The following is a 25,446-nucleotide window of genomic DNA, read 5'->3' on the forward strand; positions in this document are numbered from 1 at the left end:
CCGTGTCGCCCTGCCCGGACCGGCTCGTCCGCGCCGGCGGCGGGACACCCAGGACGACCCTAAGCCGCGCCAGGTTGGGCCCAGGGGCCCATTGCAGGCCCACGGGAGTGGGCTTGCGGCGCCCATAGGCTTGCCTGGGCAGAGGACCGAGACATCCGCACGACCAGGAGGGGGACCCATGACGGTGCGCGACATCGACCGCGTGCGTCGTCGTCAGCGCTGGCGTGCCCGCTCCGACCGTGCCGTCACCGTCATGGCCGGGTCGCTCGCGGTCGTCGCCGGCCTCACCCTGCTGCCCCAGGCGTGGCAGCAGAGCGTCATCTCCGGCGGCTGCCGGGTCCTGAGCCTGGGGGTCACCGACTGCGTCGCCCGCCTCTACGAGCCGCCGGCGCCCGACCTGCGCGCGGTGCCGCTGTGCGAGGTGGACCAGGTCGTCGAGCAGATGGTGCCCACGGTGGAGCGCCAGCGCATCCGCTTCAGCAGCGGGGGCGAGCTCGAGCGGTGGGTCGGACGCGACGGCACCATCCGGGTCGTGGCGGTGCCCGAGGTGCCCGAGGAGGGTGCGACCGACGGGTGGGCCCCCGCGCCGTGGCCGACGACGACGCTGCTGCCGGGAGTCGACCTCCCGCAGCAGGCCCAGTGGACCTTCCCCGACGGTGAGGGTGAGCGCGAGTTCGTGGCCGCCCTGCAGCAGCAGCACGCGCTCCTGGACCAGCGCGTCTCCGCGGTGGCGGCGCTGCTGCCGGACGACGCCGCCGAGCGCGCCGAGGAGGTGCTCACCCCCTCGGCGTGGGCAGCCGTCGGTCACCTGGGCACCACCCCGACCGGCGCGGACCGCACGCGCAGCACCGCCGACGGGGCGGTCCACCTCGCCGGTCGCACCGCGCGCCTGCTGGACGACACCCAGGCCTCGGTGACCTACACCACCGTCGACTCCGTCGGGACCGCCCCCGACGGGGCCGGGGCGGTCGGGGTGGTGCGCTGGGGCCGCAGCGAGGTGGGGCGCGCGACCGAGCTGATCGGCACCTGGGCCTGGCAGGACGGCGGTCAGGTGCGGGTCGTGCACCTGCTCCTGCCGCTGGCCGAGGGCGACCAGGACGAGTTCGAGGAGTGGCTCGGGGCGGAGGGCGGGCCCAGCCTGCACCTCGACTTCCTCACGGCCGGGGACCAGGACGGCGAGTCCGGTCTGGACCGGCTGGTGGCGGCCGCGGGCACCGTGGCCACCGAGGTGCGCACCGACACCGACCCGCAGTCCTACGTCGAGCACGTCCGGACCCAGATGTTCCTCGACCGCCGTCCCTTCGGCGAGCTGCCCGGCACGCGGGGCGCCACCTCGCTCGTGCGGCCGCAGCCCTCCGGTGGCGACCGTGTCGCCGTGGAGGTGCAGTGCTGATGCACGTCTCCCGCCGCTCCCTGCTGCTCACCGCGGCCGCCGCGCTGACCACGTCGACGTCCCTCACCCCGGACCAGCGCCTGCGTGTCGGCCTGCTGACCTTCGTGCTGCCCGCCGGGGCGTCCCCCGGCACGGTCCCGGCCGGCTGGGACTGGGCCGCCACCGGCGAGCAGGGTATGGAGATCGCCATCCGCGGGCGCAGCGCCGCCCCCACCCCTGAGCTGGCGCTGGCGACCGCGCTGCGTCCCGACGCCGCGGGCACCGTCCGCTACTCGGTCACCGGGACGCCGCCGCAGGGAGTGTCCGGTGCCGACGCCTACCGCGTCTGGTCGGTGCGGAGCACGTCCGAGCCCGTCCGCACCGGCGTGCTCCTGGCGGCCACCCTGGACCGCGAGACCGCGGTCTGCCTGGTCACCGGCTCGCAGGGCTGGAGCCCCTCCCTGCGCCGCTCGTTCCTCTCCTCGATCGAGGTGCGCCATGAGGCGTGACCTGCTCACCGCGGTGCTCCACGGCGCGGTCCTGTGGGCGCTGGGCCGGATGCTCGCGGTCACGATCCTGTCCAGCGGGGCGCAGGACGTGGCGGCCGTCGCCGCCGCGACCACCGTCACGACGGCCGCGGCGACCGGGGCGACCGCCTGGGTCAGCCGCAGCCTGGCGGCCACCCCCGTCCAGCTGCTGCGGCGCTTCCTCACCGTGCCCCTCCTGCTGGCGGGCCTCACCGCATACCTGCTCCTGAGCAGGGACGCCACCGCCCTGGAGCTGACGCTGGGCACCGTCCCGTGGATCCTCGGCCCCGCCCTCTCCCTCGCGCTCGTCGTCGCCCTGCGCCGCCGACGTCCCCGCTCGAGCTCGATGGTGGGTGAGTTTGCGTGATGCACCGCAGAGCCGTACCTTGCCGAACGACACTGGGAGGGAAACCGTGAGCTTCGTCGCAGTCGTGTGCGGCGCGGATCCGTTGTGGGACGTGCCGTCCGTCACCGACGACCCCGTCCAGATGCTGAACCGCCTGGTCGAGGCACCTCCGGCACCCGGGACCGACAGGCCCGCAGCCGACCCCGACCCGGGGGCGGAGCCTCCCGCGGACCCGACCCCGCCGCCGGAGGCCACCCACACGCTGTTCGTGTGCCGGCCGTCGTGGCTGCCCGCGATGCGCCGTCTGGTGACCCTGCTGCGGGCCCACGACCCGTCGAGGCACTTCGCGGTCCTGGTCACCGACCGGCTCCCGCTGGCCACCTCCCTGGTGGTGGCGCACGTCAACGGGCTCGGCCTGGAGCCGGGCCGGGCCGCCCGCGAGGTGGACCGCCTCCTGCGCAGGACCGAGAGCGGTGCCTGGGTGCGCCGCCCCGGCCGGCTCAACGGCGCGAAGGTCTCCTGGTGGGACGTCATCCGCTCGTGGTGGGTCAAGGACGGCTACGTCGCGCACGGCGCCGAACCCGTCGTGGTCGAGCGCGCCTCGGCCGACCTGTGGTCCGCACGTCTCACCGGCGCCGAAGTGGTCTACCTCAGCGGCGAGGTGCCCGAGCTCCCCGCCGAGGCGCTGCGGGCGGCCGGGGTGCCCGAGAAGCTCCGCGGCCGCGACGTGCCGGCCGGCACCAAGGTCCTCGTGGGCCGGCAGCGCAGCTTCGAGTTCGCCGGCCCGCGCTGGTCGGCCGCGGAGCCGGCCCCCGAGCCCGAGCCCGGCCTGCGCAGCTGCGACAGCTGCGGGGTGTCCGTCGAGGACTGGTGCCCCTTCTGCCACGCGCAGTGGGGCGAAGCACCTGGAAGCCGAGGCCTCGCGCCCCAGACAACTGCACAAGGAGACCGTGGATGAACCCCCGCCAGCGCCGAGGCGTGCTCCTGATGGTCCTGTCGGTGGGCCTGGCGATCGCCGTCTTCCTGGGGGTCGCCACCTACGTCGACAGCGTCAACCGCCGCGTCGGCCCGATGGTGACCGTCTACCAGGCCACCGCGGACCTCAACGCCTTCTCCCAGCTGACGGCCGACCGGGTCGAGGCGGTGGAGGTCCCGGCCCAGTGGACCGACGAGGCCTCCCGCCTGACGGTCCAGGACATCGAGGGCCGCACGATCGCGGTCCCGCTCTCGGCCGGGTCACGGGTGACCATGGACATCCTCGTCCCGCCCAGCGACCTCAACCCCAACGAGCGCGAGGTCGCCATCAACGTCGACGCCGTGACGGGCATCGCCGGACGGGTGCGCCCGGGCGACCGGGTGGACGTCTACGCCGTCTTCTCCGAGGTGCCGGGGCTGGCCAACCAGTCCAGGATCCTGGTCCGCAACGTCCGGGTGGTCAGCGTCGGCGGCACCCAGCAGGTGGAGCAGCGCGAGACCGGTGAGATCCAGGACGTCATCCCGGTCACCATGGCGCTGGTCCCGCAGGACGCGCTCGCGGTGACCTACGCGAGCACCTTCGCCGAGCAGGTACGCCTCATCGGCCTGCCGGCCGGCACCACCCAGGACCGCGAGGGCGAGATCAACCAGTTCGACGCCGACCAGCTGGGCGGCGAGGCCATCATCGACGAAGGGTTCCAGCCGTGAAGAAGCGCCTCGTCCTGGGGATCGCCGACCAGACCCTGACGACCGACCTGCTCACGCGCATCGAGGCGCTGGAGGACTTCGAGGTCGTCCACGTCTCGGAGAGCACCCAGGAGCTGCTCCCCGCCGTCCTCAACCACGACCCGGACGTGCTCGTCCTCGACCGGCACCTGCCCCCGGGACCGATCTCCCGCGTCACCCACGACCTGTCCGTCCGCCGCCCGGCCCTCCCGATGCTGCTGGCCACCCGGGCAGGCGACGAGGACGCCCTGTCGCTGGCGCTGGAGGTCGGCGCCCGCGGCGTCCTGGCCTACCCCTTCGTCCTGGCCGAGGTCAACGACGCGCTGACCCGCGCCACCGAGTGGGGCGAGCGCATGCGCGAGGTCCTCACCGGCGGGGTGCACCACGCCAACGTGCAGGGCGGGGTCGTCACCTTCGCGGGCAGCAAGGGCGGGGTCGGCACGACCATCCTGACGGTGCACACCGCCTGGCGGCTGGCACAGCAGCACCAGGACAAGCAGGTGTGCCTGGTCGACCTGGACCTGGAGAAGGGGGACGTCCCCAGCTACGTCGACCTCAGCTACCGCGTCTCCATCGTCGACCTGGCCAAGATCGCCGACGACATGACCGACCGCGTGGTCCGCGACACCGTCGCGGTGCACGAGAGCGGGCTGCACATCCTGCCGGCACCCATCGACGTGCGCGACGCCGACGTCGTCTCGGCCTCGGCGATCCGCTCGATCCTCAGCCAGCTGCGGCAGATGTATGACGTGGTGCTCGTGGACGCGGGCAGCAACGTCACGCCCGCGCAGGCGGCGGCGGTCGAGATGTCCGACCACGTGATCCAGGTCGTCACCACCGACGTCCCGTCGTTGCGCGCCGCCCGGCGGCAGTCGCAGTCCTGGATCGACCTCGGGGTGCGGGGCACGGGTGACCTCGCGGTGCTGGTCAACCGCTACTCCCGCGACTCCGAGATCCAGCAGAGCACGATCGACCGGCTCGTCCTGGGCAGCCGGCTGGAGGTGCTGGTGCCCGAGCTGGGCCGGGGGCTGGAGGCCGCGGTCAACACCCGCACGCCCTCGCACAACGCCCCCAAGTCGTGGTGGAAGGCGCTGGACGCGGTGGTCGCCGAGACCGCCGTGGTGCCCGCCCCGCCGGCAGAGGCCGCGGCGTCCCGCCGGCTGGGCGTCCTCGGGCGCCGCCCCGGCAAGGAGCCACCCGCACCGGCCCCGGCGACCGCCCGCGCGGCCGCCGAGTCCGGCCAGGTCTCCCTGGAGACCGTCGGCGTGCTGCCGGTCACGGTGGCGATCATGGTGCTGCTGTGGCAGCTGGTCGGCATGGGGCTGAGCTTCGTCTGGGCCGGTCACGCCGCCAACGCCGCGGCGAGGGAGGCCAGTCTGGGCAGCTCGAGCAGCCAGGTGGTGCAGGCGGCCCGCGAGGCGGTGCCCGCCGGGGTGCACGGCAACATGCAGGTCGACCACGCGGGCGACCAGGTCCAGGTGCGGATCAAGGTCGCGCCGGTCGGGTCCGGCTCCTCCACCGTCCCGGTCGACGTGAGCCGGGGCGTCACGACGGAGCCGCGCGGATGAGCGCCCGGCGCGTGCGGCGCGAGGGTGGGCAGGCCTCCCTGGAGGTCGTCGCGGTGGCCGGCCTCGTCGTCGTCGTCATGGCCCTGGTCCTGCACCTCTTCAGCGCCATCTACGCCGGTCAGGCCGCCGGGCGGGTGGCCTGGGACGCCGCACGCGCCAGGTCCCTCGGGCAGAGCCCCACCACAGCGGCCGAGCGGTCCGCCCCGGGCGGCCTCGGCGTGTCCGTCGAAACCCTCGGCAGCGACGGGGTCCGCGTGACCGTGACCTCCCCCACGGTCATCCCCTGGCTTGACGCCCCCACCGCCTCGCGGACGGCCTACGTCCCGTGAGCCGGCGCTTCGGGTCCAACTTCGGGCGCCAGATCGGGTCGGCCGCGGGGAGCGAGGGGACGGTCACCGCCGGGGAGGCCTCGCAGGTCAGGCGCTTCAAGCAGCTGCTGCTGGACGAGGTCGACCTGCAGGAGCTGGCCCTGCTCGACAACGACCAGCGCAAGCTGCGCCTCGAGCGCATCCTGACCCACCTGATCTCCCGCGAGGGCATCATCCTCGCCAACCGCGAGCGCACCGCGCTGGTCACCACCGTGATCAACGAGGCGGTCGGCCTGGGGGTGCTGGAGCCGCTGCTCGGCGACGACAGCGTGAGCGAGGTGATGATCAACGGTCACGACACGGTCTACATCGAACGCTTCGGCAAGGTCGAGCAGATCAGCTCGGGCTTCACCTCCGAGGCCCAGCTGCTCCAGACCATCGACCGCATCGTCTCCACCGTCAACCGGCGCGTCGACGAGTCCAGCCCGATGGTGGACGCCCGCCTGCCCGCCGACGACCGTCTCCCCCGCGGCGCACGCGTCAACGTCATCCTGCCGCCGCTGGCGCTCAACGGCCCGACGGTGACGATCCGGCTCTTCCCCAAGGCCTACGGCATGGCCGAGCTGCTCAACCGCGGCACGCTGGACCGGCCCACCGCCGACCTGCTCGCGGCGTGCGTGCGGGCCCGGCTCAACATCATCGTCTCGGGCGGGACCGCCTCGGGGAAGACCACGATGCTCAACGCGCTCAGCGCCTTCATCCCCGAGCGTGAGCGCATCGTCACCATCGAGGACGCGGCCGAGCTGTCCCTGTCCCAGGAGCACGTCGTCCGTCTCGAGACCCGACCGCCCAACGTGGACGGCAAGGGGCAGGTCACCATCCGCGACCTGGTCCGCAACTCGCTGCGCATGCGGCCGGACCGCATCATCGTCGGCGAGGTCCGCGGCGGCGAGGCGCTGGACATGCTCCAGGCGATGAACACCGGTCACGAGGGCTCGCTGGCCACCGTGCACGCCAACACCGCCGACGACGCGCTGTCCCGGCTGGAGACGCTGGCGACGATGAGCGACGTGGAGGTGCCCTTCGCGGCCCTGCGCGACCAGGTCAACTCCGCCGTCGACGTCATCGTCCAGCTGACCCGCTCGGCGGACGGGCAGCGCCGGATCACCGAGGTCGCGCAGGTGGTGTCCCGCCGGCGCGAGGACTTCATCCTCCGACCGATCATGGAGTGGGACGACGTCGGTGACACGCCCTCGTTCCAGCGGTTCCGGCTCTCCGAGGCGCTGCACACCCGGCTGCGCTCGCGCGGCGAGCAGGCGCCAGCCGAGTTCGCCGAGGCGCCCGAGCCGCGGGTGGGCTGATGGTCCTGGCGATCTTCGCCGGGGTGATCCTGGCGCTCGTGCTCGGGCTGCTGTCCGTGCACGCCTTCATCACCAACGCCCGGGCCCAGTCGCACGTCGGTCGTCAGGTGCTGGCGCAGCACGGCGTCACCGGCGCCGGGGTGTGGGCCGACCTGGAGCACTGGCTGCAGAAGTCCCAGGTCGGGCGCCGGCTCAAGCGCGAGCTGAGCACGGCCGGGCTCAACTACCCCGTCGGCACCGTGCTGATGGTCGGGATCGGTCTGAGCGTGCTGGTGCCCTGGCTGCTGTGGACCTACGTCGCGCCGGTCTTCGCCGTCCTCGGGCTGCTCACCGGCTGGGTGGCGATCCGGTGGTGGATCAAGCGGCAGCGGCTGCGTTACCGCGACCGGTTCGTCGAGCAGATCCCGGACCTGGCACGGGTCCTGTCCAACGCGACGAACGCCGGGCTGTCCATCCGCACGGCCTGGACCGTGGCCGAGCGGGAGATGGGTGAGCCCGCCCGCACCGAGATCGGCCGGATCAACACCGCGGTGCGCTTCGGCGCCTCCTTGGAGGAGGCGATGCTGCAGGTGGAGGAGCGGCTGCCCTCGCGCGAGGTCAAGGTGCTGATGAGCACGCTGGTGATCGCCTCCCGCTCCGGCGGCTCGCTGGTCGCCGCGCTGCGCGACATCTCCTACATGCTGGACGACCGCAAGGAGACCAAGCGGGAGGTCCGCTCGATCATCACCCAGGCGGTCGCGACCGGCTACGCCATCATGGCGATGGGTGTCGGGCTGCTGCTCATCCTCAACCTGATCATGCCGGGCACGATCGAGCGGATGACCCAGCACATCGTGGGCCAGGGCGCGCTCGTCGTCGGTGGCCTGCTGATGCTGCTGGGCTACTACCTCATCCGCAGGATCACGAGGCTCGACCTGTGAACGACATGATCCCCGGCTTGCCGGCCCTCGGGGCGCTGCTGGCCTTCCTCATCTTCGTCGCCGGGCTGCGGATGGTGCGCAGCGACGTCGTCGACGGTCTCGACGCGGGCGACCTGCGCCTCCTGCAGGAGGAGCGTCAGCGCGAGGCGCGCGGCCAGCTCTCGCTGCTGGAGCGGCTCGGCGGCCGGCTCGTGCCGGTCCTGCGCCGCCTGCTGGACGGCCCGGCCCTGCGCTGGCTCAGCCGCCTCATCCACTACGCCGGCCGCCCCCGGGGCATCACGGTCGACTCCGTGCTGCGCCGCGTCGGCGGCTGGCTGGTGCTGATGATCCCGCTGTCGGTCCTGCTGGTGGTCAACGGGCTGTGGTTCCTCGCCCCGCTGGTTCTGGTCCTGGCGTTCGTGATGCCGGTGTCCGGCCTGGCGGGCACCGCCAACCGGCGGCGCGAGGAGATCGACGCGGACCTGCCCGACTTCCTCGACATCCTCGCCGTCACCGTGACGGCCGGCATCGCCTTCCGACCGGCCCTGCGCCGGGTCGCCTCCCGCTTCGGCGGGGCGCTCGCCGAGGACGTCAACCTTGCGCTGGACCAGCTGCTCCACGGCGCGAGCGTGCGGGACGCCTTCGAGCAGATGCGCGACCGGTCGACGTCGGTGATGATGGACCGCTTCGTCCGCGCCTTCCTCCAGGCCGAGGAGCTCGGCGCCCCGCTCGCCGAGACGCTCAACCAGATCGCCCTGGACATGCGACGCGACAACGCCCAGCGGCTGCGCCAGAAGGCCGGCCAGGCCGCGCCCCGGGTGACCCTCGTCGGCTCGACGGTGCTGGTGCCCGCGGCCCTGATCCTCATCCTCGTCGGCGCGTTCTTCGGCATGGACTTCGACATCGACCTGGGGGCGATCCTCGGTGGCTTCTGACTCGCGGGCCCAGGACCCGCACGTGCTGAGCGACACGAGCTACCTCAAGGTATGCCGTTCGCTCTTCGCCTTCCGCCTGCTCGCGTGCTCGCTGACCGCCGCGCTGTCCCCCTCGGCGAGCACGCTCGCCGCAGCGTTGCTGCTGCTCTCCGCGGTGATCAGCGCCTGGGCGATGCTCGACAACCGGTTCGTGCGCGGTTACTTCCGCCACCCGCTGCTGGTGGGCCTGGACCTTCTCGTCATCGTCCTGTACCTGTCCGTGGACTGGCCGGCCGACCTGGGGCTGCTCGTGCTCGCCGTGTCGGCCATCGTCATCGGCCTGACCCTGACCCCGTGGCTCAGCCTGCCCGGCCTGATCATGCTCCTCGGCTCGGTGATCGTCCTGGGCTCCGGCAGCACGGAGCCCTGGCCGGTGAGCAGCACGCTGGGCCTGGCCTGCGCCCTCGTCGGCTCGACCGCCCTCGGCTGGACGATCCGCCACGCCTTCGTCGAGCTGCAGCTCTCCCGCGACCTGATCCTGGCCGAGCGGGTCCGACTCTCCGAGGAGGCCGAGCGGGCGCGGCTCGCCCGAGCCATGCACGACTCGCTGGGCAAGACCGTCAACGGCATCAGCCTGGCGGCCAGCGCCCTGCAGTCGGCGGCGACGAGGCGGCCGGAGCAGGTGGCCACGATCGCCCGGGACCTCGAGGCGGCCAGCCGCGTCGCGGCCGACGAGTCCCGCACGCTCCTGCGGGCGCTGCGACGCCACCAGGTCGACCGGCCCCTCGCCGAGCAGCTGGGCGAGCTCGCCCGTTCCTACGCCACCCCCGGCCGGCAGGTGCGCACCACCGTGGCGGGCATCGCCGACCTCCCGCCCGACCAGGCCGAGGAGGTGGTCTGCATCGTCGCGGAGGCGCTGGAGAACGTCGAGCGGCACGCGTCGGCGACGACGGTGGACGTCCGCCTCCGGCACGAGGACGGCGTGCTCGTGCTCACCGTCACCGACGACGGCAAGGGCTTCGACCTGCGCTCCGTGCCCGCTCGCGAGCGCCAGGGCCACTTCGGCCTGCGCGGGATGCGCGAGCGGGCCGAGCGGACCGGGGGCCGGGTCCGGATCGACAGCGCCCGAGGCCGGGGGACCACCGTCGAGGCACGGTGGCAGATGGCCCAGACGGAGGTTTCGCCATGACCGACAGACCCATCAGCGTCCTCGTCGCCGACGACAACGCCATCGTGCGGATGGGGATCAAGGCGCTGCTGGGTCAGTTCGACGGCATCCACGTCGTGGGCGAGGCCTGGGACGGCGACCACGCGGTCGAGATGGTGCGCCGCCTGCAGCCGACCGTCACGCTGCTGGACGTGCGCATGCCGCGGCGCGACGGCGTCGCCGCGGCCGAGGTCATCAGCCAGACCTCCAAGGTGGTCATGCTGACCTACAGCGACAGCCCCGACGTGGTCCGCTCGGCGATCCGCGCCGGCGCCTGCGGCTACCTGGTCCACGGGGCGTTCGAGCCCGCAGACGTGGAGGCGGCGGTGCGCGGTGCCGCACGGGGGGTCGGGACGCTCTCCCCGGCGGCCGTCGTGGCCCTCGCCCAGGAGGAGCAGCGCAGCCAGGTGCGCACCGACCACGACCTGTCGGCGCGGGAGGTCGAGGTGATGGCGCTCATCGCCCAGGGCCGCTCCAACCGGCAGATCGCCACCGAGCTCTTCCTGTCGGAGAAGACGGTCAAGAACCACATCAACCGCATCTTCGCCAAGCTCGGTGTCGTGGGCCGCGCCCAGGCGGTCAGCTGGTGGCTGGGAGCCTCCGAGACCCCCTGACCCGACCCTGGGCCCACGCGGGTGGGCCGCCCGGGTTGGGCCCAGGATGGGCCCCAGGACCCTGCCCGCGGGCGCTGGACGCGCATAGCGTGAGACATGTCAGCACGACAGCACCGGGGGGACCCGGACCGACCGAGAGGCAGAACCATGAAGAGCTCCACCTTCCTCAAGCGCTTCGACCGTGAGTCCGGTCAGGGCTCCCTGGAGTACCTGGGCGTCATCATCGTCGCCGTCGTCATCGTGTCCCTGCTCGCGGCCACCGCCCCGACCTGGAGCAGCTCGATCAAGGGTGTCTTCGACAGCGCCGTGACCGCGGTCACCGGCAAGGGTACGTTCAGCTGAGCTGCGACCGTGCGCAGACGGAGGGGTCGGACGGGTCCGTCGTCCGGCCCCTCCGCCGCGTCCCACCGAGAGGCAGGGCCGTCAGTCTTCCACGGAGGTCGACGGCGTGACAACGGGGAGGAGCAGGCCATGGACCAGCAGGTCCGCCCGGGACAGCAGGAGTCCGGCCACGTCAACCTGGGGCTGATCTTCGTCTCGATGATCTTCACCATCTCGGTGGTCCTGGGGATCGCCGGGCTGGCGGTCGCGACGACGAGCGCGCAGGGCAACCAGAACGCCGCCGACGCGGCCGCCCTCGCCGGGGCCGAGGCCTACGACGCCGCCGGCCTGCTCTACTTCGCGCCCGGGTTCTCCGACGCCGGCGAGCTGCGCGGGATGGTCCGCACCAGCGGCGGCTGCCCGGGCCCGGTGCGGGCTGCCGCGGCCGACTACGCCGGCAAGAACGACGCGACCCTGGAGAGCTGCCGGATGCTCGAGTGGGGCGAGGTGGAGGTGACCACCCGGGCCGACGTCCCGCTCGACGGCGCCGCGGACAGCCGCAAGGCCGCCCGGGCGCACTGGGACCTCGACCTGGCCTCGTGCACCATCGACCCGGCCTTCGTGGCCCCGGCGACGGGCGCGGGCTACACCTGGATGCAGTGCGGTGCAGACCGCTTCGACCTCAAGTTCGCCGCCGAGCGATTCTTCCTGCACCCGTGGGGCCAGGTCAAGGACGCGATCGAGCCCAAGTTGACTCAGTAGCGACCGTCGGCGAAGGTTGACGACGGTTTCCGACTCGGGAGGGACAGACAACTACATGGCCAGGGTCTCGACGATCGGCGCTGCCTTTGCGGCGCTCCTGCTCACCGGTCCCCTCGTGGCCCAGGCGACCCCGGAGGAGGGTGCCTCGGCGCGGACCGACACCCCGCTGCCGGTCGTCGGTGCCGTGGCGGCGCAGTCGGCCTCCGGCGGCTCGCTCAGCCGGTTCGACGAGGTGCTCCACGGCGTGTGGCGCATCGACGGCGGCACGGTCGCCTACTGGTCCGTCCGCCACCGCCCCACCGACGAGGACCCGCGGTCCCTGACCAGCGAGGCCCACAAGCTGCGCGGCGGCTCCGCCAACCTCACGCGGCCGCCCGGGTTCACCGAGACCTCGCTGGCGGCACGCGAGACCGGCGAGCTCTACCCGGTGCTCCTGGACGAGACGACCGAGACGTGCCTGTGCACCAACGTCACGGAGATGGGCCTCAACGACGCCCGGGCCCAGGACGTCTCCGACGGCTGGCAGCTGGTCTACGCCGTCTTCCCCGAGCTGCCCGACGAGGTCACCACCGTGGACATGCACGTGGACGGCTTCGGCGCGATCCTGCCTGACGTCCCGGTCCAGGACGGCCCGCTGCCCGAGCCGCAGGTCTCCGCAGACCAGTGGGTCGCCTCCGGCCAGGGCTGGCCCACCCCGCCCCCTGCGGAGGAGATCTCCCGCGCCGCCGACGCCCGCACCCTCGGAGCGGTGTGGACGCTGGCCGAGCGCTCCGGCACCACCGACGGCTCCGTCGCCCAGCGCGACTCCGGCGACGTGCGCCAGATCGACGTCGCGGCCGACGTCCTGTTCGAGTTCGACAAGTACGACATCACCCCCAGGGCCGACCAGGCGCTCGACCACGTGGCCGAGCAGATCGGCGACGCCCAGGTCAGCTCGGCCACGATCGTCGGCCACACCGACGGGCAGGGCACCGAGGCCTACAACCAGACCCTGTCCGAGCAGCGCGCGCAGTCGGTCGAGGCGGAGCTGTCCCGGCGCCTGCCCGACGTCGACTTCACGGTCGAGGGCCGCGGCTGGCACGAGCCGATCGCGTCCAACGACACCGAGCAGGGCCGCGCCCTCAACCGGCGCGTCACCATCACGCTTGAGGGCGTGGCCAACCAGGAGGGCGGTCGATGAGCCACCGCAGCACCGCACGCTCGACCGCCCGCTCCGTGGCCCTGGCCGCGGCGCTCACGCTGCTTCTCGGTGCCTGCGACGGCGGCGGGTCTGACCCCCAGCCCACCAGCTCGACGCCGGACACGACGCAGACGTCACCGCCCTCGACCTCCTCCCCCGACGCCTCCACCACCGACGACACCGCGGTGACGACCGAGCCCGTCGCGGCACCGCTCATCCCGGACGACGTGGTGGCCCAGCTGGACGAGGCCGTGGAGGCCGAGGCCGCCCCGGTCGCGTCGGCCTCCGCGCAGACGGAGGGGCTGCCGGACGGCGCAGCCCTCGACGTGCTGCAGCTGGACCGGACCGACTCCGGCGGCTACCTGCTGCGGGTGCGGCTCAGCTGGCCGCAGGCCACGTCGCTGTCCCCCGACCAGCACCGCTCCCTCTCGCTCGACGGCGAGTCCGTGTTCGTCGACGGCATCCGTCTCGTGGACCCCGCGGCCGACCGGTTCGCCCTGCCCACCGTCTACGCACCCAAGGACGACGAGCAGATCGACGACACCGAGCGGTTCCGGTGCCTGTGCTCCGACCTCGTCTCCCAGGTGCCCCCGCAGGGACAGATCCTGGGCGCCCTCTACGGGCCGATCGGCGAAGGCTCCACGCCCGACACGCTGACCGTCGAGGTGCCCGGCTTCGAGCCGATCCCCGACGTGCCGGTGGGTCAGCCGGGCTGACCCTCGACCCGGGGCAGATGGGTCTGTCGGGCCGACGGGTCAGGACCCCAGGTCGTGGCGCCACCGCGCCGCCGCGGTGGGCACCCCGTCAGCCGCGACCCGGCCCAGGACGACCTCGGCCGCCTCGTCCGGGGTGAGCACCGAGGTGTCCACCTGCACGTCATACCCGCCGTGGGAGTGCACGGCCGGCAGCTGGGCCAGGGCCTGGCCGAGCGTGCGGTCGGCGCGCTCGCGCTCCCGCCGGGCCAGCACCTCCGCGGGCAGGCGCACGCCGACCAGCACGGTCGGCACCCCCTCGAGCACCTGCACCAGGTCCAGGGCCCAGCGTCGCTCGAGCAGGACGTGGTCGACCACGACGTCGCACCCGGAGCCGGCGAGCGCCGCCACCGCGCGGTGCATGCCGCGGTGCAGACGCTCGCCCGCGGGGCCGACGGAGATGGCGCGGATCGTCCCGTCGGGGCCGTAGGCGTAGCGGTAGACGTGCGACCACGACGGCCCGAGGTAGGCGCGCGGCAGCATGCCGAGGTGGCGGTCCAGCCCGCCGTCGAGCAGCAGCCCCGGCCACCGGTCCTGCAGCGCACGGGCCAGGCTGCTCTTGCCCGAGCTGGACGGGCCGTTGAGGACGACGACCGTCCCCACCCCGCCGGAGCTGTGCTGCGACATCATGCAGGTCATCGTCGCCGATCGGGGCCGGGCGTGGGGCCGTGAGGTGGGCTCCACCCGCCCATCCCCCCGTCGCGGCCCGGGGACGTGCTCATGCTCGTTCCTTCCTGGGCGGGGTGGTGACGCGGCGCTCGGCCGGCTGTCCGGCGACCTGCTGCTCCCGCTCCACCTCCAGCGTGAACCCCTGCTCCCGGAGCGCCTCGACCAGCTCGTCGCCGATCGCGACGGCGGGCGTCAGGACACCGCCCTGCCCGGCGCTGCCGGCGCGGCGGGTCGCGAGCAGCACCAGCGCCGCCTGGCCGAGCATGACCGAGGTGGCCGCATACCCGGGGTCGCCCTGGGCGGCGACGGTGGCGGCATACCCCGTGCCGTCCTCGGTGGTGGTCCGCGTCTCCATCCGGAACCAGCCCTGCTCGCGTCGCTCCCGGCTCGGGCCGTCGCCCGGCGCCGGCAGCACACGGTCGACGAGCCGTCGCAGGCCCGGCGTGGCCAGGCCCGCGCCCAGCGCACCCAGGCCGGCCATGACGGCGGCGGCCCGGACCGCGCCACGGACGCCGCGCCCGGTCGTCATGAGCTCGCGGTAGCGGAAGCGCGGCCCGTAGCCGAGGCCGGTGAGGGCGTGCGAGCGGCGCACGACGCGCGTGTTGTAGGGCCCCATGAAGAAGGGCACGACCCAGCGGCCGGTGCCCTCCTCGACGAACGGCCGCCACGGGTCCTCCTGCCCCGGCGCGCCGCTGACCCCGCCCGAGAGCGCCTCGGGGTCGCGCATCACGCGCCCGGCCGAGGGGTCCTCCCGCAGCTGCTGGACCATCACGCGCATCGAGTCGACCGTCCCCCCGCTGACGCCGCCCCGGGCCCGGGCGAGGAGCGTGGTGTCGGTCAGTCCCCCGGCCCCGTCGGCCTCCGCCGCCCGGTGCAGCAGATGGACGGCGAGGTCGGAGGGGACCGAGTCGAAGCCGCACGAGACGACCAGCCGTGCCCCGCTCGCCCGGGCGGTCTCGTGGGCCCGCTCGATCGCCTCGCGCACGAAGAGGGTCTCCCCGGTCAGGTCGGCATAGTCGGTGCCCCCCTCCGCGCACGCCTCGACCAGGGGTATGCCGTGGCGCTGGTAGGGCCCGACCGTGCTCACCACCACCCGGGCGCGGTCCACCATCCGGCGCAGGCTCTCCGCGTCGGAGGAGTCGGCCACCACGACGGGCCAGTCGGCCGCGCGCCCGCCCAGCCCGGCACGCAGCTGCCGCAGCCGCTCCTCCGAGCGCCCGGCGAGCGCGACCACCACGTCGGGCGGAGCCACCCGCGCGAGGTGCTCGGCGACGAGGCGGCCGACGAACCCGGTCGCTCCGAACAGGCATACGTCCACGTCTCGGTCCATGCCTGCCATCGTCCCCCGTGCGACACGCCGCGTCACCTGGGACGACGCCCTCACGCCCTGGGGTCCTTTCGGATTGCCGGTCGCGCGATCCTCTGTTTCTGTTCTTCCGAAGAGAGTTTCCCGGACCCTGGAGTGTGTGTCATGACAGCTGAGCCAGTGCCCGTCGCCGATCTGTGGGAGTGGCAGTTCCGCGGCCTGTGCCGCACCACCAACCCCGAGACGTTCTTCCACCCCGAGGGTGAGCGGGGACCCTCGCGCCGGTGGCGCGACCAGCGCGCCGTCGCCATCTGCGAGGCGTGCCCGGTCATCCGGGAGTGCCGGGAGCACGCGCTGCGGGTGCGGGAGCCCTACGGCGTCTGGGGCGGCATGACCGAGGAGGAGCGTGAGCAGTACTACGCCGCGGAGGCACGCAGGCCGAGTGCCTGAGCCGGCACGTGCCGGCCGTCAGCCCGTCCTGAGCAGCAACCAGCCGCCGGCGAGCAGGCACGCCACGCACACCAGCCAGAACAGCCCGACCCACAGCACGGCCGGCACACCGGTCAGCCGCGCGAGCTGGTCGGCGTCGCTGTCGCTCCGACGGCGCAGCACCTGGCGCCGCCCCCGCTGCAGACCTACGACGGCCCGCGGCGCGGCGAGCAGCAGCGACCAGACCACGAGGTAGGCGGCGGCCGAGAGCACCGGCGGCGAGGCGCTCCACGACAGCGCGGCCACCGCTGCCCCGGTGGCGAGCACGACCCACAGCCCGTAGAGGTTGCGCACGAGCAGGAGCAGCACCGCGCAGGTGAGCACCAGCGCCCAGAGCCAGCCGGCGGCATACCCCTGCCCCACCAGCGCGGCACCGCCCAGCCCGACGAGGGCGGGCGCGGGGTAGCCGGCGGCGAGCATCGTGACCATCCCCGGTCCCCGGGTCCGTCCGTGGGAGACCGTGAGGCCGGAGGTGTCGGAGTGCAGGCGGATGCCGCTGAGCCGGCGCCCGCCGAGGGCGGCGACGAGCGCGTGGCCGGCCTCGTGCAGGAGCGTCACGAGGTGCCGCACGAGGCGGTGGCCGAGCGGGCTCCAGGTGACGACCAGCGCGGCGACGGCCAGGGCGAGGGCCCACGTCCACGGCAGCGGCGGCTGGGTGGTCGTGGCGCGCTGCCACAGGTCGACGATCACGGGACAGGGATAGCAGGTCGGGCTGGGCGCACGCCCGGCGCCCAGGGTTTGGAACAATGGCCCTCATGACCGACAGCGCTGCCGGACCGCCCCTGCCCCCCGGTTGCTCCGCGCACGAGCCCGGCGTGGACGACCTCGACGACCTGGTGCGCCTGCTGCGGCGCCACGAGCGCGAGGCTCGGGGGTGGCCGGGCGCCGACAGCGAGGCCGTGGCCGCCGAGGTCACCGGCCGCGGCGCCAGCACCCACCTGCACGAGGTCGTCCGCGCCGACGACGGCCGCCTGCTCGCCTGGATCAACTGCCACGACCGCGCCGCCGGCCGGGTGCTCGTCGGCGTCACCATCGACCCGGACCTGCCCGACGAGGAGGCCGACCGGCTCGCCACCTACGCCTTCGGGCGGGTCGAGGACCTCGGCCGGGAGGTCATGCGCCGCCGGGGCACCGACGCCACCCAGCTGGACTCCGGCGCCTTCGCCGACGACCCCCGCCAGCAGCGGTGGCTGACCGCCGCCGGCTACGGGCACGTGCGCGACTGGTGGCAGATGACGCGCAAGGTCGACCGCGACAGCGACGCGACGCAGCCGCCGCCTCGGGAGGGCGTGGAGATCCGGCGGGTCCGGCGCGACGACGGCGTGGGCATGCCCGAGGAGGAGGACCTGCGCGCCGTCCACCTCATGCTGGAGCAGTCCTTCGCCGACCACTTCAACTCCTACCGCGAGACCTTCGACGAGTTCGTGAACCGGCTCCGTGAGGACCCGGGCCACCGCTGGGACCACTGGTGGCTGGCCACCGTCGACGGTGAGCCCGCGGGCGCGCTCGTCGCGACCACCGTCACCGGGCGGGTCGACGACTTGGGCGTGGCCACCCCCGACTCCTCCTACGTGGAGTACATCGGCGTCCACCGCAGGGCCCGGGGCCGCGGCGTCGCCAAGGCGCTGCTGCGCACGGTCATCGCCGACGCCGCCCTGCGCGGCCGCGGCGCGGTCGGCCTCGAGGTCGACGCCGACTCCCCCACACGGGCCGACGGCCTCTACCTGTCCATGGGGTGGCGCACGTCATACACGACGCAGTCCTGGCACCGCGCCCTGTCGCTGGCCGGATCGGACGACCTGGCGGGATAGCCTGCGGACGTGTACTTCACCGACCGTGGGATCGAGGAGCTGGCCGCGCGCCGCGGCGAGGAGGAAGTGACCCTCGACTGGCTCGCCGAGCAGCTGCGCACGTTCGTGGACCTGCACCCCGAGTTCGAGGTCCCGGTCGACCGCCTGGCCACCTGGCTGGCGCGCGAGGACGACGAGTGATGAGAGGTATGACGTGAGCCAGGGGCCCGCTGGACCCACCGACATCGAGTACACCCCGAGCGCGGACTTCACGGTCTCCGACGGGCCACGCGACATCGGGCTGTGCTTTGTCGGCGACGGCTTCGTCGCCGGCTACGGCGACCCCAAGGCCCTGGGCTGGGTCAGCCGCGTCGTCGGCCGCACGCCGCTGGAGGACGACGCCGACCTGTCCTCCTACAACCTGGGGGTGCGCGGCGCCAGCTCCGCCGACGCGATGGCCCGCTGGCGCGCGGAGTGCCCGTCCCGCTGGGCCGGGCGCAGCGAGCGCCGCCTCGTCGTCGGCGTGGGCGCCGAGGACGTCGAGCAGGGCATCACCACCGCCCGCTCCCGGCTCAACCTGGCCAACATCCTCGACGAGGCCAGCTCCACCGGGGTCGGCACGTTCGTCGTGGGCCCGACCCCGACGCTGGACGCCGAGGTCAACGCCCGGCTGCAGGTGCTCGCCGAGGCCCAGGCCGACGTGTGCGCCCGCCGCGGCGTGCCCTACGTCGACTGCTTCACCCCGCTGCAGGGCCACGAGCAGTGGCAGTCCGACCTGGCCGCCGGGGACAACGTCCACCCCGGGCAGGCCGGCTACGGGCTCATCGCCTGGCTGGTGCTCAACGGAGGCTGGGCCGAGTGGCTCGGCCTCGGCGAGCGCGCCGGCTGAGCGAGGCCGCGCCGCCCTCCGTCCAACCCCGCCCGTCCCGCCACCGCGCCGAGTGACCCACTTCGGTCGCCTTCCGGCCCTTCCGCACGCGCCGAGGTGGGGCACTCGGCGACTCCTTGCAAGCTGCGCCCGGCCGTGACGTCGTGGCTCACCCGCCGGTGAGCGTCTCCACCCACCGCTGCGCCTCGGCATACGCCTCGTCGTCGGCGTGCGCGGGGACCGCTGCCGGCCGGCCGTCCGCGCGCGGGTAGGAGCCGAGGAAGCGCACGCCGCGGCAGGTCCGCCGCAGCCCGGTCAGCGCCTCACGCATCCGCGCCTCCGCCAGGTGGGCGTCGGCGTCGATCCAGAAGCAGTACTCCCCCAGCCCGCCCCCGGTGGGCCGTGACTCGAGCCGGCTCAGGTCGATGCCGCGGGTCGCGAACTGCTCGAGCAGCTCCAGCAGGGCGCCCGGCTTGTTCTGCCAGATGAGCGCGACCAGGGTGGTGCGGTCGCTGCCCGTGGGGGCCGGCACCTCGTGCGCGGCGCGCAGGACGACGAAGCGTGTCACCGCGCCCTCGCGGTCGGCGACGTGCTCCACCGCGGGGACCAGCCCGTAGGCGTCGGCCGCGCCCGGCGCGGCGACGGCGGCGTCGTAGAGACCCTCACCGACCGCCTGGGCCGCCCGCGCGGTCGAGGCCTCCGGCACCTGCTGGGCCGTGGGCAGGTGGGTGGTCAGCCAGTCCCGTGTCTGGGCGAAGGCGTGCGGGTGGGAGGCGACCGTGGACACGTCCTCGAGCTGCGTGCCGGGGCGGACCAGCAGGGAGAACTGCACCTCGACGTGCACCTCGGCGGTGATCCGCACGCCGTCGTCGTCACCGCCCTCCAGCAGCGCCTGCAGGGTGGCGGGCACCGAGCCCTCGACGGAGTTCTCGAAGGGCACGACCGCCGCGTCGACGCGGCCCTCGCGCAGCGCCGCGATGGCGGCCGGCACGCTGGGCGCCGGCCAGGCGTCGGCGGCATGCTCCGGCGCCCACTGCTGGGTGGCCTGCTCGGTGAAGGTGCCGGCGGGGCCGAGGTAGGCGATACGGGTCACGTGCGCACGATAGCCCTCCGCCGTCAGTAGGCGCCGTTGTGCTCCGGCCGCAGCACGACCTGCGCGGTGCGCCACAGGATCATCACGTCGAGCACCGGCGTCCAGTTCTCGACGTAGTAGAGGTCGAGCCGGACCGCCTCGTCCCAGGAGAGGTCGCTGCGGCCGCTGATCTGCCACAGGCCCGTCATGCCGGGCTTGACCAGCAGGCGGCGCCGGGTGGACGCCTCGTACTCGGCCACCTCGCGGGGCAGCGGGGGCCGGGGCCCGACCAGGCTCATCTCCCCGCGCAGCACGTTGAGCAGCTGCGGCAGCTCGTCGAGGGAGAACTTGCGGATGAACGCCCCGGTGCGGGTGACGCGCGGGTCGGCGCGCAGCTTGAACAGCGGGCCGGTCGCGTCGTTGAGGCTCATCAGCCGGGGCAGCTGGCTCTCGGCGTCGCAGACCATGCTGCGGAACTTCCACATACCGAAGGCCCGGCCCTCCCGCCCCACGCGCTGCTGGCGGAACAGCACCGGCCCCCCGTCCTCGAGCCTGATGGCCACCGCGACGGCGAGCAGGACCGGCGAGAGGACCAGCAGCATGAGCACCGCCATCACCCGGTCCAGGACGTTCTTGGCGACCAGGTGGGGACCGGCGAAGTCGGGCGCCTCGACGTGGATGAGCGGCAGCCCCTGGACCGGGCGGGTGAGCACCCGCGGCCCGGCGACGTCCATGATGCCGGGCGCGACGACCAGGTCGACGTCGCTGCCCTCCAGGGCCCAGCCGAGCCGCCGCAGGCCGGTCTGGCCCAGGCCCGCCGAGGAGGACACCGCGACGACATCCACCTCGAGCTCCATCGCCCTGACGAGGACGTCCGACTCGGGCCCGAGGACCGGGACCCCGGCAACCTGTCCGCTGCCGGCGTTGTCGACGCAGGCGCCCAGGACGTTGTACCCCGCGTCGGGCGTGCGCCCCAGCGCCACCACGAGACTGGCGACATGGTCACGGTCGCCGACGAGCAGCACGCGGTCGGACAGCCGCCCGCGTCGCCGCTGCGTGACCAGCCAGCGGCGAGCGCCATACCTGCCGAGCAGGAGCAGGACGGTGCCGAGGGGGAAGGCCACGAGCACGTAACCCCGGGCGAAGTCGAGCTTGAGGGCGAGGGCCGCGATGGCGACCACCGCGAAGAGCCAGGTCGTGGCGCGGAGGGTCTGCCGGTACTCCTGCACCCCGTGCCCCACGAGCCGGCCGTCGTAGGCGTCGAGGACCTGGAGCGACACCATCCACGCCAGCACGAGCACGACCGACACGCTGAGGTAGTTGACGGCGCCGAACTGGCTCTGCAGCGCCCGCTCCTCGAAGCCGAAGCGCAGCAGCTGGGCGACGGTGACCGCCAGGCTCACGGCCAGCAGGTCGACCAGGCGCACCGTGCGCAGGTAGCCGTCGAGATAGCGGCGCGCGCGCGGCTGAGCACGCCTGCGGCTCGTGGCCCAGGCGTCGGGCACGACGAACAGAGCTGCCGGTCCGGCTACCCCTGCCCCGTCTCTGCCCCCGAGAACCCCCCGTGGTTCCCGGACGACCTCTGCTGAAGCGGTCAAGAAAGGTCCCATCTGCCAGACCCCCCACCAGCAGTGTCACGGCCGCTACCGGAGGGTCTTTACCTTTTCTTTACCTTTCTCACACTAGGCCAGGGGTCGGGCGCCGTCCACCCTTTGGGGTGGATTGTGACCAATGAGTCTGCTGAGAATCCTGGTGCGAGGACCCAGGATGTGTCAGGATGCTCGGTTCGGGCCGGTCAGGCCGCGCAGCACGCCGGGGTATGCGGCCTCCACCTGCCGGCCCATGGCGGCGTAGACCTCGTCCTCGCGGCGGAACGGGTCGACGATGTCCAGGTCGTCCATCGACGCGGGCCGGTGGCGACCGCGGTGCGTGGTGGCCAGGCGCGCCAGCTCGGCCAGCCGCTCGTGCGGGTCGGTCGTCGTGGGCAGCTCCTCGTCCGGCACACGCGAGAGGATGTGGGCCAGCTCGGGGAAGGTGAAGGTGCGCTTCATCGCGCGGGGGTGCATGCGCGACACCTGCGCGCGGTGGTCGCGGGTGGCCGTGAGCACCAGCGAGGCGGAGGCGATCATCGGCTCGGTGAGACGGCGGGCGACGAACCCGTCCGGGTCGCCGCCCAGCCCCTGCAGCACCCCGGCCGCGCGCTCGTCCATCGGGTTGCCCACCAGGGCCAGCGTGCCGGCGGAGCGGACCGGCACGGCACCGGACCCGTAGCGCTCGTCGAGCGCCCGCTGCACCAGGCGCTCGAGCAGCGGGGAGCGGCACACGTTGCCCGTGCACACCATCAGGATCGCGCCCTCGTCCACGCCGCCCACCCTAGTCCGCCGCCCCCGTGGGCTCCCCGCGCCCCGGGGCCGACGTGGCGAGCTGGTCGGGCAGCCCGCTCCAGCGCCCGCCCGTGCCACGGAGCGTGACGCGCCGCTCCTGCTCGTCCCCCGCGTCGCTGCCCGAGCGCTCCAGCACGACGTCCAGCCGGTCCTCGGCCAGGTGCTCGGCGAGGCCGTGGCCCCACTCCACGACCGTCACCGACTCCTCCAGCGAGGCGTCCAGGTCGAGGTCGTCCAGCTCGGCCGTGCCGCCCAGCCGGTAGGCGTCCACGTGCACCAGGCCGGGACCGCCGACCAGCGAGGGGTGGACGCGGGCGATGACGAAGGTCGGCGAGGTGATCGGGCCGCGCACCCCCAGGCCCTCGGCCAGCCCCTGGGTCAGCGTGGTCTTGCCCGCGCCCAGGTCGCCGGTCAGCACGACGAGGTCGCCGCCACGCAGCACGCGCCCGAGGGCTCGGCCGAGGGCCTGGGTGTCCCGCGCCGTCGGCAGCACGCGGTCCACCTCCACGGCGGCGCCCCTGCCCCCCGTGCCGTCTGCGGTCCCGGACCCGTCGACGCTCATGCGGCCCCTCCGACGTGCACCCGCGGCACCCGGGGGCCGAAGCGGGTCACGATCTCGTAGCTGATGGTCCCGGCGGCCTCGGCCCAGTCCTGCGCCGTCGGCTCGCCGTCGTCGCCGGCCCCGAAGAGCACGACCTCGTCACCGGCCTCGACCGGCAGGTCACCCACGTCCACGACGAACTGGTCCATGCACACCCGCCCGGCGATCGTGCACCGCCGCCCGTGCACCTGGACGGGCGCCGCGCCGGAGGCGTGCCGGGGTATGCCGTCCGCGTAGCCGAGGGGCACGTCGGCCACCGTGGTCTCGCGGGGGGCGACGTAGGTGTGGCCGTAGGAGATGCCCTGACCCGCCGGCACCCGCTTGGCGACCGCCACCCGGGCGGTCACCCGCATCGCGGGCCGCAGCCCCAGCTCGGCGGCGGAGGCGATGTCCGGCACCGGCGAGAGCCCGTAGACGGCCAGGCCGGGACGCACCATGTCCCACGCGGCCTCCGGGGTGGTCAGCGTGGCCGCCGAGTTGGCCATGTGCCGCACCTCGGGACGCAGGCCCGCACGCTCGGCGACCGCCACCGCGTCCGCGAAGGCCTCCTGCTGGGCACGCACCGTCGGGTGCTCGGGGGCGTCGGCGTAGGCGAAGTGGGTGAACAGGCCGCGGACGCGTAAGGCGCCCTCGGCCTCGAGCGACGCGGCCCGCCCGACGAGGTCGACCCAGTCGGTGCGCGGGTCACCGTCCCGGACGGGCAGGCTGAGGGCGCCGTTGCGCCCCAGGCCGGTGTCCGCCTTGAGCTGCACCGTCGCGGTGCGCCCGGTGGCGCGCGCCGCGGCCACGACCGCGTCGAGCAGCCAGGGTGCGGAGACCGCCAGCTCCACGTCGGCGTCGACCAACGGGGTGACGTCGGTGCCGGGCGCGACCAGCCAGGTGAGCAGGGGTGCCTCGACCCCGGCGGACCGCAGCGCCAGCGCCTCGGTCGGCTGGGCGACACCCAGGGCGCAGGCGCCGCCCGCGAGCGCCGCCCGGGCGGAGGGGACGAGCCCGTGGCCGTAGGCGTCCGCCTTGACCACGGCCATCAGCTCGGTCCCACCGACCCGTTCCCGCAGGGTCCGGACGTTGGCCGAGATCGCGTCGAGGTCGACCGTGACCCGGGCCGGCCACAGGTCGAGGGCGCCCGTCATGACAGGACGCCGGGAGCCGACGCCGCGTCGCGGTCGTCCAGCCGCGAGCTCAGCCGGTGCTCGTCGGTGGCCCCGGTGGGTCCCATGACCCTCGCCAGCTGGCTCATCAGGCTGTTGTCCACAGCCGTGGCCGTGCCGTCGGCGACCAGGACCGCGATGCGCTCGCCCAGCTCCTGGGTCGAGGCCCCCATCTGCTCACCGGCCAGCGCCGGCAGTCCGGCCAGCACCGCGCCCGTGGCGGCCTCGACCGCGGCGGCGGCCTCGCCCTCGCCGAGGTGGCCGAGCATCATGGCCAGCGACAGGCAGGCCCCGGCCGGGTTGGCCCAGCCCTTGCCCGCGATGTCCGGCGCCGAGCCGTGGATCGGCTCGAACATGCTCGGGGCGCTGCCGTCGAGGTTGAGGTTGCCGCTGGCCGCCACCCCCAGGCCGCCCTGCAGGACCGCGCCGAGGTCGGTGACGATGTCGCCGAAGAGGTTGTCGGTCACCACGACGTCGAAGCGCTCGGGGCTCACCGGCAGGTGCATGCACATCGCGTCGACGTGGACGTAGTCGGTCTCCACCTCCGGGTAGCGCTGTCCCACGCTGTCCATCACGGCGGTCCACAGCTTGCCGGCCTCGACGAGCACGTTGGTCTTGTGGCACAGCGTCAGCCTCCGGCGCCGCACCGACGCCAGCCGGTAGGCGAAGTCGACGGCGCGCTCCACCGCATACCAGGTGTTGACCGACTCCTGGACCGCCACCTGCGCAGGGGTGCCCGCGTGCACGGTGCTGCCCTGCGCGACGTAGGCGCCCTCGGTGTTCTCGCGCACGATGACCAGGTCGCAGCGCTCGGGGGTCAGCCCCGCGATCGGGGTGGGCACCCCCGGGTAGAGGCGGACTGGGCGCAGGTTGATCGCCTGCCGCATCTCGCGGCGCAGCGCCAGGATGACGCCGCGCTCGAGGATCCCCGGCGTGACGCTCGGGCTGCCGATCGCCCCGAAGAGGATGGCGTCGTGCTCGCGCAGCCGCCCGACCATCTCCTCGGTGAGCAGCTCGCCGGTCTCTGCGTAGTGGTCGGCTCCCAGCGGCACGTCGGTCCGGTCGGTGCCGAAGCCGAACCGCCGCTGCGCCGCGTCGAGCACCGTGAGCGCGGCCTGCGTCACCTCCGGACCGACGCCGTCCCCGGGCAGGACGGCGATGCTGTGGCTGCGGGACGGCGTGGCCTGCGGCGTCGACATGTGATGAACCTCATTTACGTGGCGTCAAAGGGCGACCCTAGTATGGGTCCTTCAACCTATCCCGCACACATGGTGAGAAGGGGGC

At 73.8% G+C, this 25,446-nt stretch carries 29 protein-coding genes; 20 read left to right on the top strand and 9 right to left on the bottom strand.

The features are described 5' to 3' along the window. Positions 1-178: 178 nt before the first annotated feature. The 16 genes from K330_RS0113605 to K330_RS0113680 all read left to right on the top strand — a co-directional run bounded on the left by K330_RS0113605 (position 179) and on the right by K330_RS0113680 (position 13,796). On the top strand, positions 179-1,393 hold the full coding sequence (locus tag K330_RS0113605) for a hypothetical protein (RefSeq protein ID WP_022922369.1): 1,215 nt from the start codon (positions 179-181) through the stop codon (positions 1,391-1,393). After that, on the top strand, positions 1,393-1,881 hold the full coding sequence (locus K330_RS0113610; RefSeq protein WP_156875813.1) for a hypothetical protein: 489 nt from the start codon (positions 1,393-1,395) through the stop codon (positions 1,879-1,881). The genes K330_RS0113605 and K330_RS0113610 overlap by 1 nt, the downstream gene beginning before the upstream one ends. Continuing rightward, positions 1,871-2,266: a hypothetical protein gene (locus K330_RS0113615; RefSeq protein ID WP_022922371.1), complete on the top strand. Its 396-nt coding sequence runs from the start codon at positions 1,871-1,873 to the stop codon at positions 2,264-2,266. The genes K330_RS0113610 and K330_RS0113615 overlap by 11 nt, the downstream gene beginning before the upstream one ends. Before the next feature lie 46 nt (positions 2,267-2,312). Next, positions 2,313-3,203, top strand: a complete 891-nt coding sequence (locus K330_RS0113620; protein WP_156875814.1) for a hypothetical protein — start codon at positions 2,313-2,315, stop codon at positions 3,201-3,203. After that, positions 3,200-3,928, top strand: a complete 729-nt coding sequence (cpaB, locus tag K330_RS0113625) for a Flp pilus assembly protein CpaB (RefSeq protein ID WP_022922373.1) — start codon at positions 3,200-3,202, stop codon at positions 3,926-3,928. The genes K330_RS0113620 and cpaB overlap by 4 nt, the downstream gene beginning before the upstream one ends. Then, positions 3,925-5,514, top strand: coding sequence for a CpaE/TadZ family protein (locus tag K330_RS0113630; protein ID WP_022922374.1), 1,590 nt, complete (start codon positions 3,925-3,927; stop codon positions 5,512-5,514). Before cpaB ends, K330_RS0113630 begins: the two co-directional genes overlap by 4 nt. Next, the gene (locus tag K330_RS21310) at positions 5,511-5,843 is read left to right on the top strand and encodes a hypothetical protein (RefSeq protein ID WP_022922375.1); all 333 of its coding nucleotides are present in this window, start codon (positions 5,511-5,513) and stop codon (positions 5,841-5,843) included. Before K330_RS0113630 ends, K330_RS21310 begins: the two co-directional genes overlap by 4 nt. Continuing rightward, positions 5,840-7,183, top strand: a complete 1,344-nt coding sequence (locus K330_RS0113640) for a TadA family conjugal transfer-associated ATPase (RefSeq protein WP_022922376.1) — start codon at positions 5,840-5,842, stop codon at positions 7,181-7,183. Before K330_RS21310 ends, K330_RS0113640 begins: the two co-directional genes overlap by 4 nt. Continuing rightward, a complete protein-coding gene (locus K330_RS0113645; RefSeq protein WP_022922377.1) occupies positions 7,183-8,103 on the top strand; it encodes a type II secretion system F family protein in 921 nt (306 codons plus the stop codon). Before K330_RS0113640 ends, K330_RS0113645 begins: the two co-directional genes overlap by 1 nt. A 5-nt stretch (positions 8,104-8,108) precedes the next feature. After that, complete coding sequence (locus tag K330_RS21315) at positions 8,109-9,017, top strand: type II secretion system F family protein (protein WP_229665839.1); 909 nt, start codon at positions 8,109-8,111, stop codon at positions 9,015-9,017. A 22-nt stretch (positions 9,018-9,039) separates the two neighbouring features. Then, positions 9,040-10,185, top strand: coding sequence for a sensor histidine kinase (locus K330_RS22850; RefSeq protein ID WP_022922379.1), 1,146 nt, complete (start codon positions 9,040-9,042; stop codon positions 10,183-10,185). Then, on the top strand, positions 10,182-10,817 hold the full coding sequence (locus K330_RS0113660) for a LuxR C-terminal-related transcriptional regulator (RefSeq protein ID WP_022922380.1): 636 nt from the start codon (positions 10,182-10,184) through the stop codon (positions 10,815-10,817). The genes K330_RS22850 and K330_RS0113660 overlap by 4 nt, the downstream gene beginning before the upstream one ends. A 147-nt stretch (positions 10,818-10,964) precedes the next feature. Beyond that, complete coding sequence (locus K330_RS0113665; RefSeq protein ID WP_022922381.1) at positions 10,965-11,159, top strand: hypothetical protein; 195 nt, start codon at positions 10,965-10,967, stop codon at positions 11,157-11,159. Positions 11,160-11,288: 129 nt separating this feature from the next. Next, positions 11,289-11,900, top strand: a complete 612-nt coding sequence (locus tag K330_RS0113670; protein ID WP_022922382.1) for a hypothetical protein — start codon at positions 11,289-11,291, stop codon at positions 11,898-11,900. A gap of 55 nt (positions 11,901-11,955) precedes the next feature. Next, on the top strand, positions 11,956-13,080 hold the full coding sequence (locus K330_RS22855) for an OmpA family protein (RefSeq protein ID WP_022922383.1): 1,125 nt from the start codon (positions 11,956-11,958) through the stop codon (positions 13,078-13,080). Next, positions 13,077-13,796: a hypothetical protein gene (locus K330_RS0113680; protein WP_022922384.1), complete on the top strand. Its 720-nt coding sequence runs from the start codon at positions 13,077-13,079 to the stop codon at positions 13,794-13,796. Before K330_RS22855 ends, K330_RS0113680 begins: the two co-directional genes overlap by 4 nt. 39 nt (positions 13,797-13,835) lie before the next feature. Here K330_RS0113680 and K330_RS0113685 read toward each other — a convergent pair whose 3' ends face one another. Both K330_RS0113685 and K330_RS21330 read right to left on the bottom strand, forming a co-directional pair. After that, on the bottom strand, positions 13,836-14,462 hold the full coding sequence (locus K330_RS0113685) for a chloramphenicol phosphotransferase CPT family protein (protein WP_022922385.1): 627 nt from the start codon (positions 14,460-14,462) through the stop codon (positions 13,836-13,838). 88 nt (positions 14,463-14,550) lie between these two features. Next, positions 14,551-15,831: a saccharopine dehydrogenase family protein gene (locus K330_RS21330; protein WP_022922386.1), complete on the bottom strand. Its 1,281-nt coding sequence runs from the start codon at positions 15,829-15,831 to the stop codon at positions 14,551-14,553. A gap of 141 nt (positions 15,832-15,972) precedes the next feature. Between K330_RS21330 and K330_RS0113695 the strand changes: the two genes are divergently transcribed. Beyond that, the gene (locus K330_RS0113695) at positions 15,973-16,257 is read left to right on the top strand and encodes a WhiB family transcriptional regulator (protein WP_040658156.1); all 285 of its coding nucleotides are present in this window, start codon (positions 15,973-15,975) and stop codon (positions 16,255-16,257) included. A gap of 18 nt (positions 16,258-16,275) precedes the next feature. On the opposite strand, the gene K330_RS0113700 is transcribed toward K330_RS0113695, so the two are convergent. Continuing rightward, positions 16,276-16,986, bottom strand: coding sequence for a M50 family metallopeptidase (locus K330_RS0113700; protein WP_022922388.1), 711 nt, complete (start codon positions 16,984-16,986; stop codon positions 16,276-16,278). Positions 16,987-17,051: 65 nt separating this feature from the next. On the opposite strand from K330_RS0113700, the gene K330_RS0113705 reads away from it, so the two are divergent. From K330_RS0113705 to K330_RS21335, 3 genes are read left to right on the top strand one after another with little or no spacing between them, the layout of a single operon-like run. Continuing rightward, positions 17,052-18,107 (top strand): GNAT family N-acetyltransferase, encoded by a 1,056-nt coding sequence (locus K330_RS0113705; RefSeq protein WP_029202667.1) that lies wholly within the window; start codon positions 17,052-17,054, stop codon positions 18,105-18,107. Between the two features lie 9 nt (positions 18,108-18,116). Further along, a complete protein-coding gene (locus K330_RS23940) occupies positions 18,117-18,287 on the top strand; it encodes a DUF6104 family protein (protein WP_022922390.1) in 171 nt (56 codons plus the stop codon). Positions 18,288-18,300: 13 nt separating this feature from the next. Next, positions 18,301-18,975, top strand: a complete 675-nt coding sequence (locus K330_RS21335) for a GDSL-type esterase/lipase family protein (protein ID WP_022922391.1) — start codon at positions 18,301-18,303, stop codon at positions 18,973-18,975. Positions 18,976-19,123: 148 nt separating this feature from the next. Here the strand turns inward: K330_RS21335 and pheA are convergent, their stop codons facing one another. The 6 genes from pheA to K330_RS21345 form a co-directional block, all read right to left on the bottom strand. Beyond that, positions 19,124-20,047 carry a prephenate dehydratase gene (gene pheA / locus K330_RS0113720; RefSeq protein WP_022922392.1) on the bottom strand — a complete coding sequence of 308 codons (924 nt, stop codon included), beginning with the start codon at positions 20,045-20,047 and terminating at the stop codon, positions 19,124-19,126. Between the two features lie 23 nt (positions 20,048-20,070). Continuing rightward, positions 20,071-21,531 (bottom strand): sugar transferase, encoded by a 1,461-nt coding sequence (locus K330_RS0113725; protein ID WP_022922393.1) that lies wholly within the window; start codon positions 21,529-21,531, stop codon positions 20,071-20,073. 267 nt (positions 21,532-21,798) lie between these two features. Further along, on the bottom strand, positions 21,799-22,389 hold the full coding sequence (locus K330_RS0113730; RefSeq protein ID WP_022922394.1) for an arsenate reductase/protein-tyrosine-phosphatase family protein: 591 nt from the start codon (positions 22,387-22,389) through the stop codon (positions 21,799-21,801). 10 nt (positions 22,390-22,399) lie between these two features. Then, positions 22,400-22,972, bottom strand: coding sequence for a tRNA (adenosine(37)-N6)-threonylcarbamoyltransferase complex ATPase subunit type 1 TsaE (gene tsaE, locus K330_RS21340; RefSeq protein ID WP_022922395.1), 573 nt, complete (start codon positions 22,970-22,972; stop codon positions 22,400-22,402). Then, positions 22,969-24,144 carry an alanine racemase gene (alr, locus tag K330_RS0113740; RefSeq protein WP_022922396.1) on the bottom strand — a complete coding sequence of 392 codons (1,176 nt, stop codon included), beginning with the start codon at positions 24,142-24,144 and terminating at the stop codon, positions 22,969-22,971. Before alr ends, tsaE begins: the two co-directional genes overlap by 4 nt. Further along, positions 24,141-25,361 (bottom strand): 3-isopropylmalate dehydrogenase, encoded by a 1,221-nt coding sequence (locus K330_RS21345; protein WP_022922397.1) that lies wholly within the window; start codon positions 25,359-25,361, stop codon positions 24,141-24,143. The genes alr and K330_RS21345 overlap by 4 nt, the downstream gene beginning before the upstream one ends. Between the last annotated feature and the right edge of the window lie 85 nt (positions 25,362-25,446).

This window comes from Ornithinimicrobium pekingense DSM 21552 (genome assembly GCF_000421185.1).
GTDB lineage: Bacteria > Actinomycetota > Actinomycetes > Actinomycetales > Dermatophilaceae > Ornithinicoccus > Ornithinicoccus pekingensis.

Coding starts and splice junctions, on each gene's coding strand:
- K330_RS0113615 (WP_022922371.1), top strand. CDS start 1,871: ATGAGGCGTGACCTGCTCACCGCGGTGCTCCACGGCGCGGTCCTGTGG.
- K330_RS21345 (WP_022922397.1), bottom strand. CDS start 25,361: ATGTCGACGCCGCAGGCCACGCCGTCCCGCAGCCACAGCATCGCCGTC.
- K330_RS0113610 (WP_156875813.1), top strand. CDS start 1,393: ATGCACGTCTCCCGCCGCTCCCTGCTGCTCACCGCGGCCGCCGCGCTG.
- K330_RS0113695 (WP_040658156.1), top strand. CDS start 15,973: ATGACAGCTGAGCCAGTGCCCGTCGCCGATCTGTGGGAGTGGCAGTTC.
- K330_RS0113705 (WP_029202667.1), top strand. CDS start 17,052: ATGACCGACAGCGCTGCCGGACCGCCCCTGCCCCCCGGTTGCTCCGCG.
- K330_RS21315 (WP_229665839.1), top strand. CDS start 8,109: ATGATCCCCGGCTTGCCGGCCCTCGGGGCGCTGCTGGCCTTCCTCATC.
- K330_RS0113685 (WP_022922385.1), bottom strand. CDS start 14,462: ATGATGTCGCAGCACAGCTCCGGCGGGGTGGGGACGGTCGTCGTCCTC.
- cpaB (WP_022922373.1), top strand. CDS start 3,200: ATGAACCCCCGCCAGCGCCGAGGCGTGCTCCTGATGGTCCTGTCGGTG.
- K330_RS0113605 (WP_022922369.1), top strand. CDS start 179: ATGACGGTGCGCGACATCGACCGCGTGCGTCGTCGTCAGCGCTGGCGT.
- alr (WP_022922396.1), bottom strand. CDS start 24,144: ATGACGGGCGCCCTCGACCTGTGGCCGGCCCGGGTCACGGTCGACCTC.
- K330_RS0113680 (WP_022922384.1), top strand. CDS start 13,077: ATGAGCCACCGCAGCACCGCACGCTCGACCGCCCGCTCCGTGGCCCTG.
- tsaE (WP_022922395.1), bottom strand. CDS start 22,972: ATGAGCGTCGACGGGTCCGGGACCGCAGACGGCACGGGGGGCAGGGGC.
- K330_RS0113660 (WP_022922380.1), top strand. CDS start 10,182: ATGACCGACAGACCCATCAGCGTCCTCGTCGCCGACGACAACGCCATC.
- K330_RS0113665 (WP_022922381.1), top strand. CDS start 10,965: ATGAAGAGCTCCACCTTCCTCAAGCGCTTCGACCGTGAGTCCGGTCAG.
- K330_RS22855 (WP_022922383.1), top strand. CDS start 11,956: ATGGCCAGGGTCTCGACGATCGGCGCTGCCTTTGCGGCGCTCCTGCTC.
- K330_RS21330 (WP_022922386.1), bottom strand. CDS start 15,831: ATGGACCGAGACGTGGACGTATGCCTGTTCGGAGCGACCGGGTTCGTC.
- K330_RS0113645 (WP_022922377.1), top strand. CDS start 7,183: ATGGTCCTGGCGATCTTCGCCGGGGTGATCCTGGCGCTCGTGCTCGGG.
- K330_RS21310 (WP_022922375.1), top strand. CDS start 5,511: ATGAGCGCCCGGCGCGTGCGGCGCGAGGGTGGGCAGGCCTCCCTGGAG.
- K330_RS0113670 (WP_022922382.1), top strand. CDS start 11,289: ATGGACCAGCAGGTCCGCCCGGGACAGCAGGAGTCCGGCCACGTCAAC.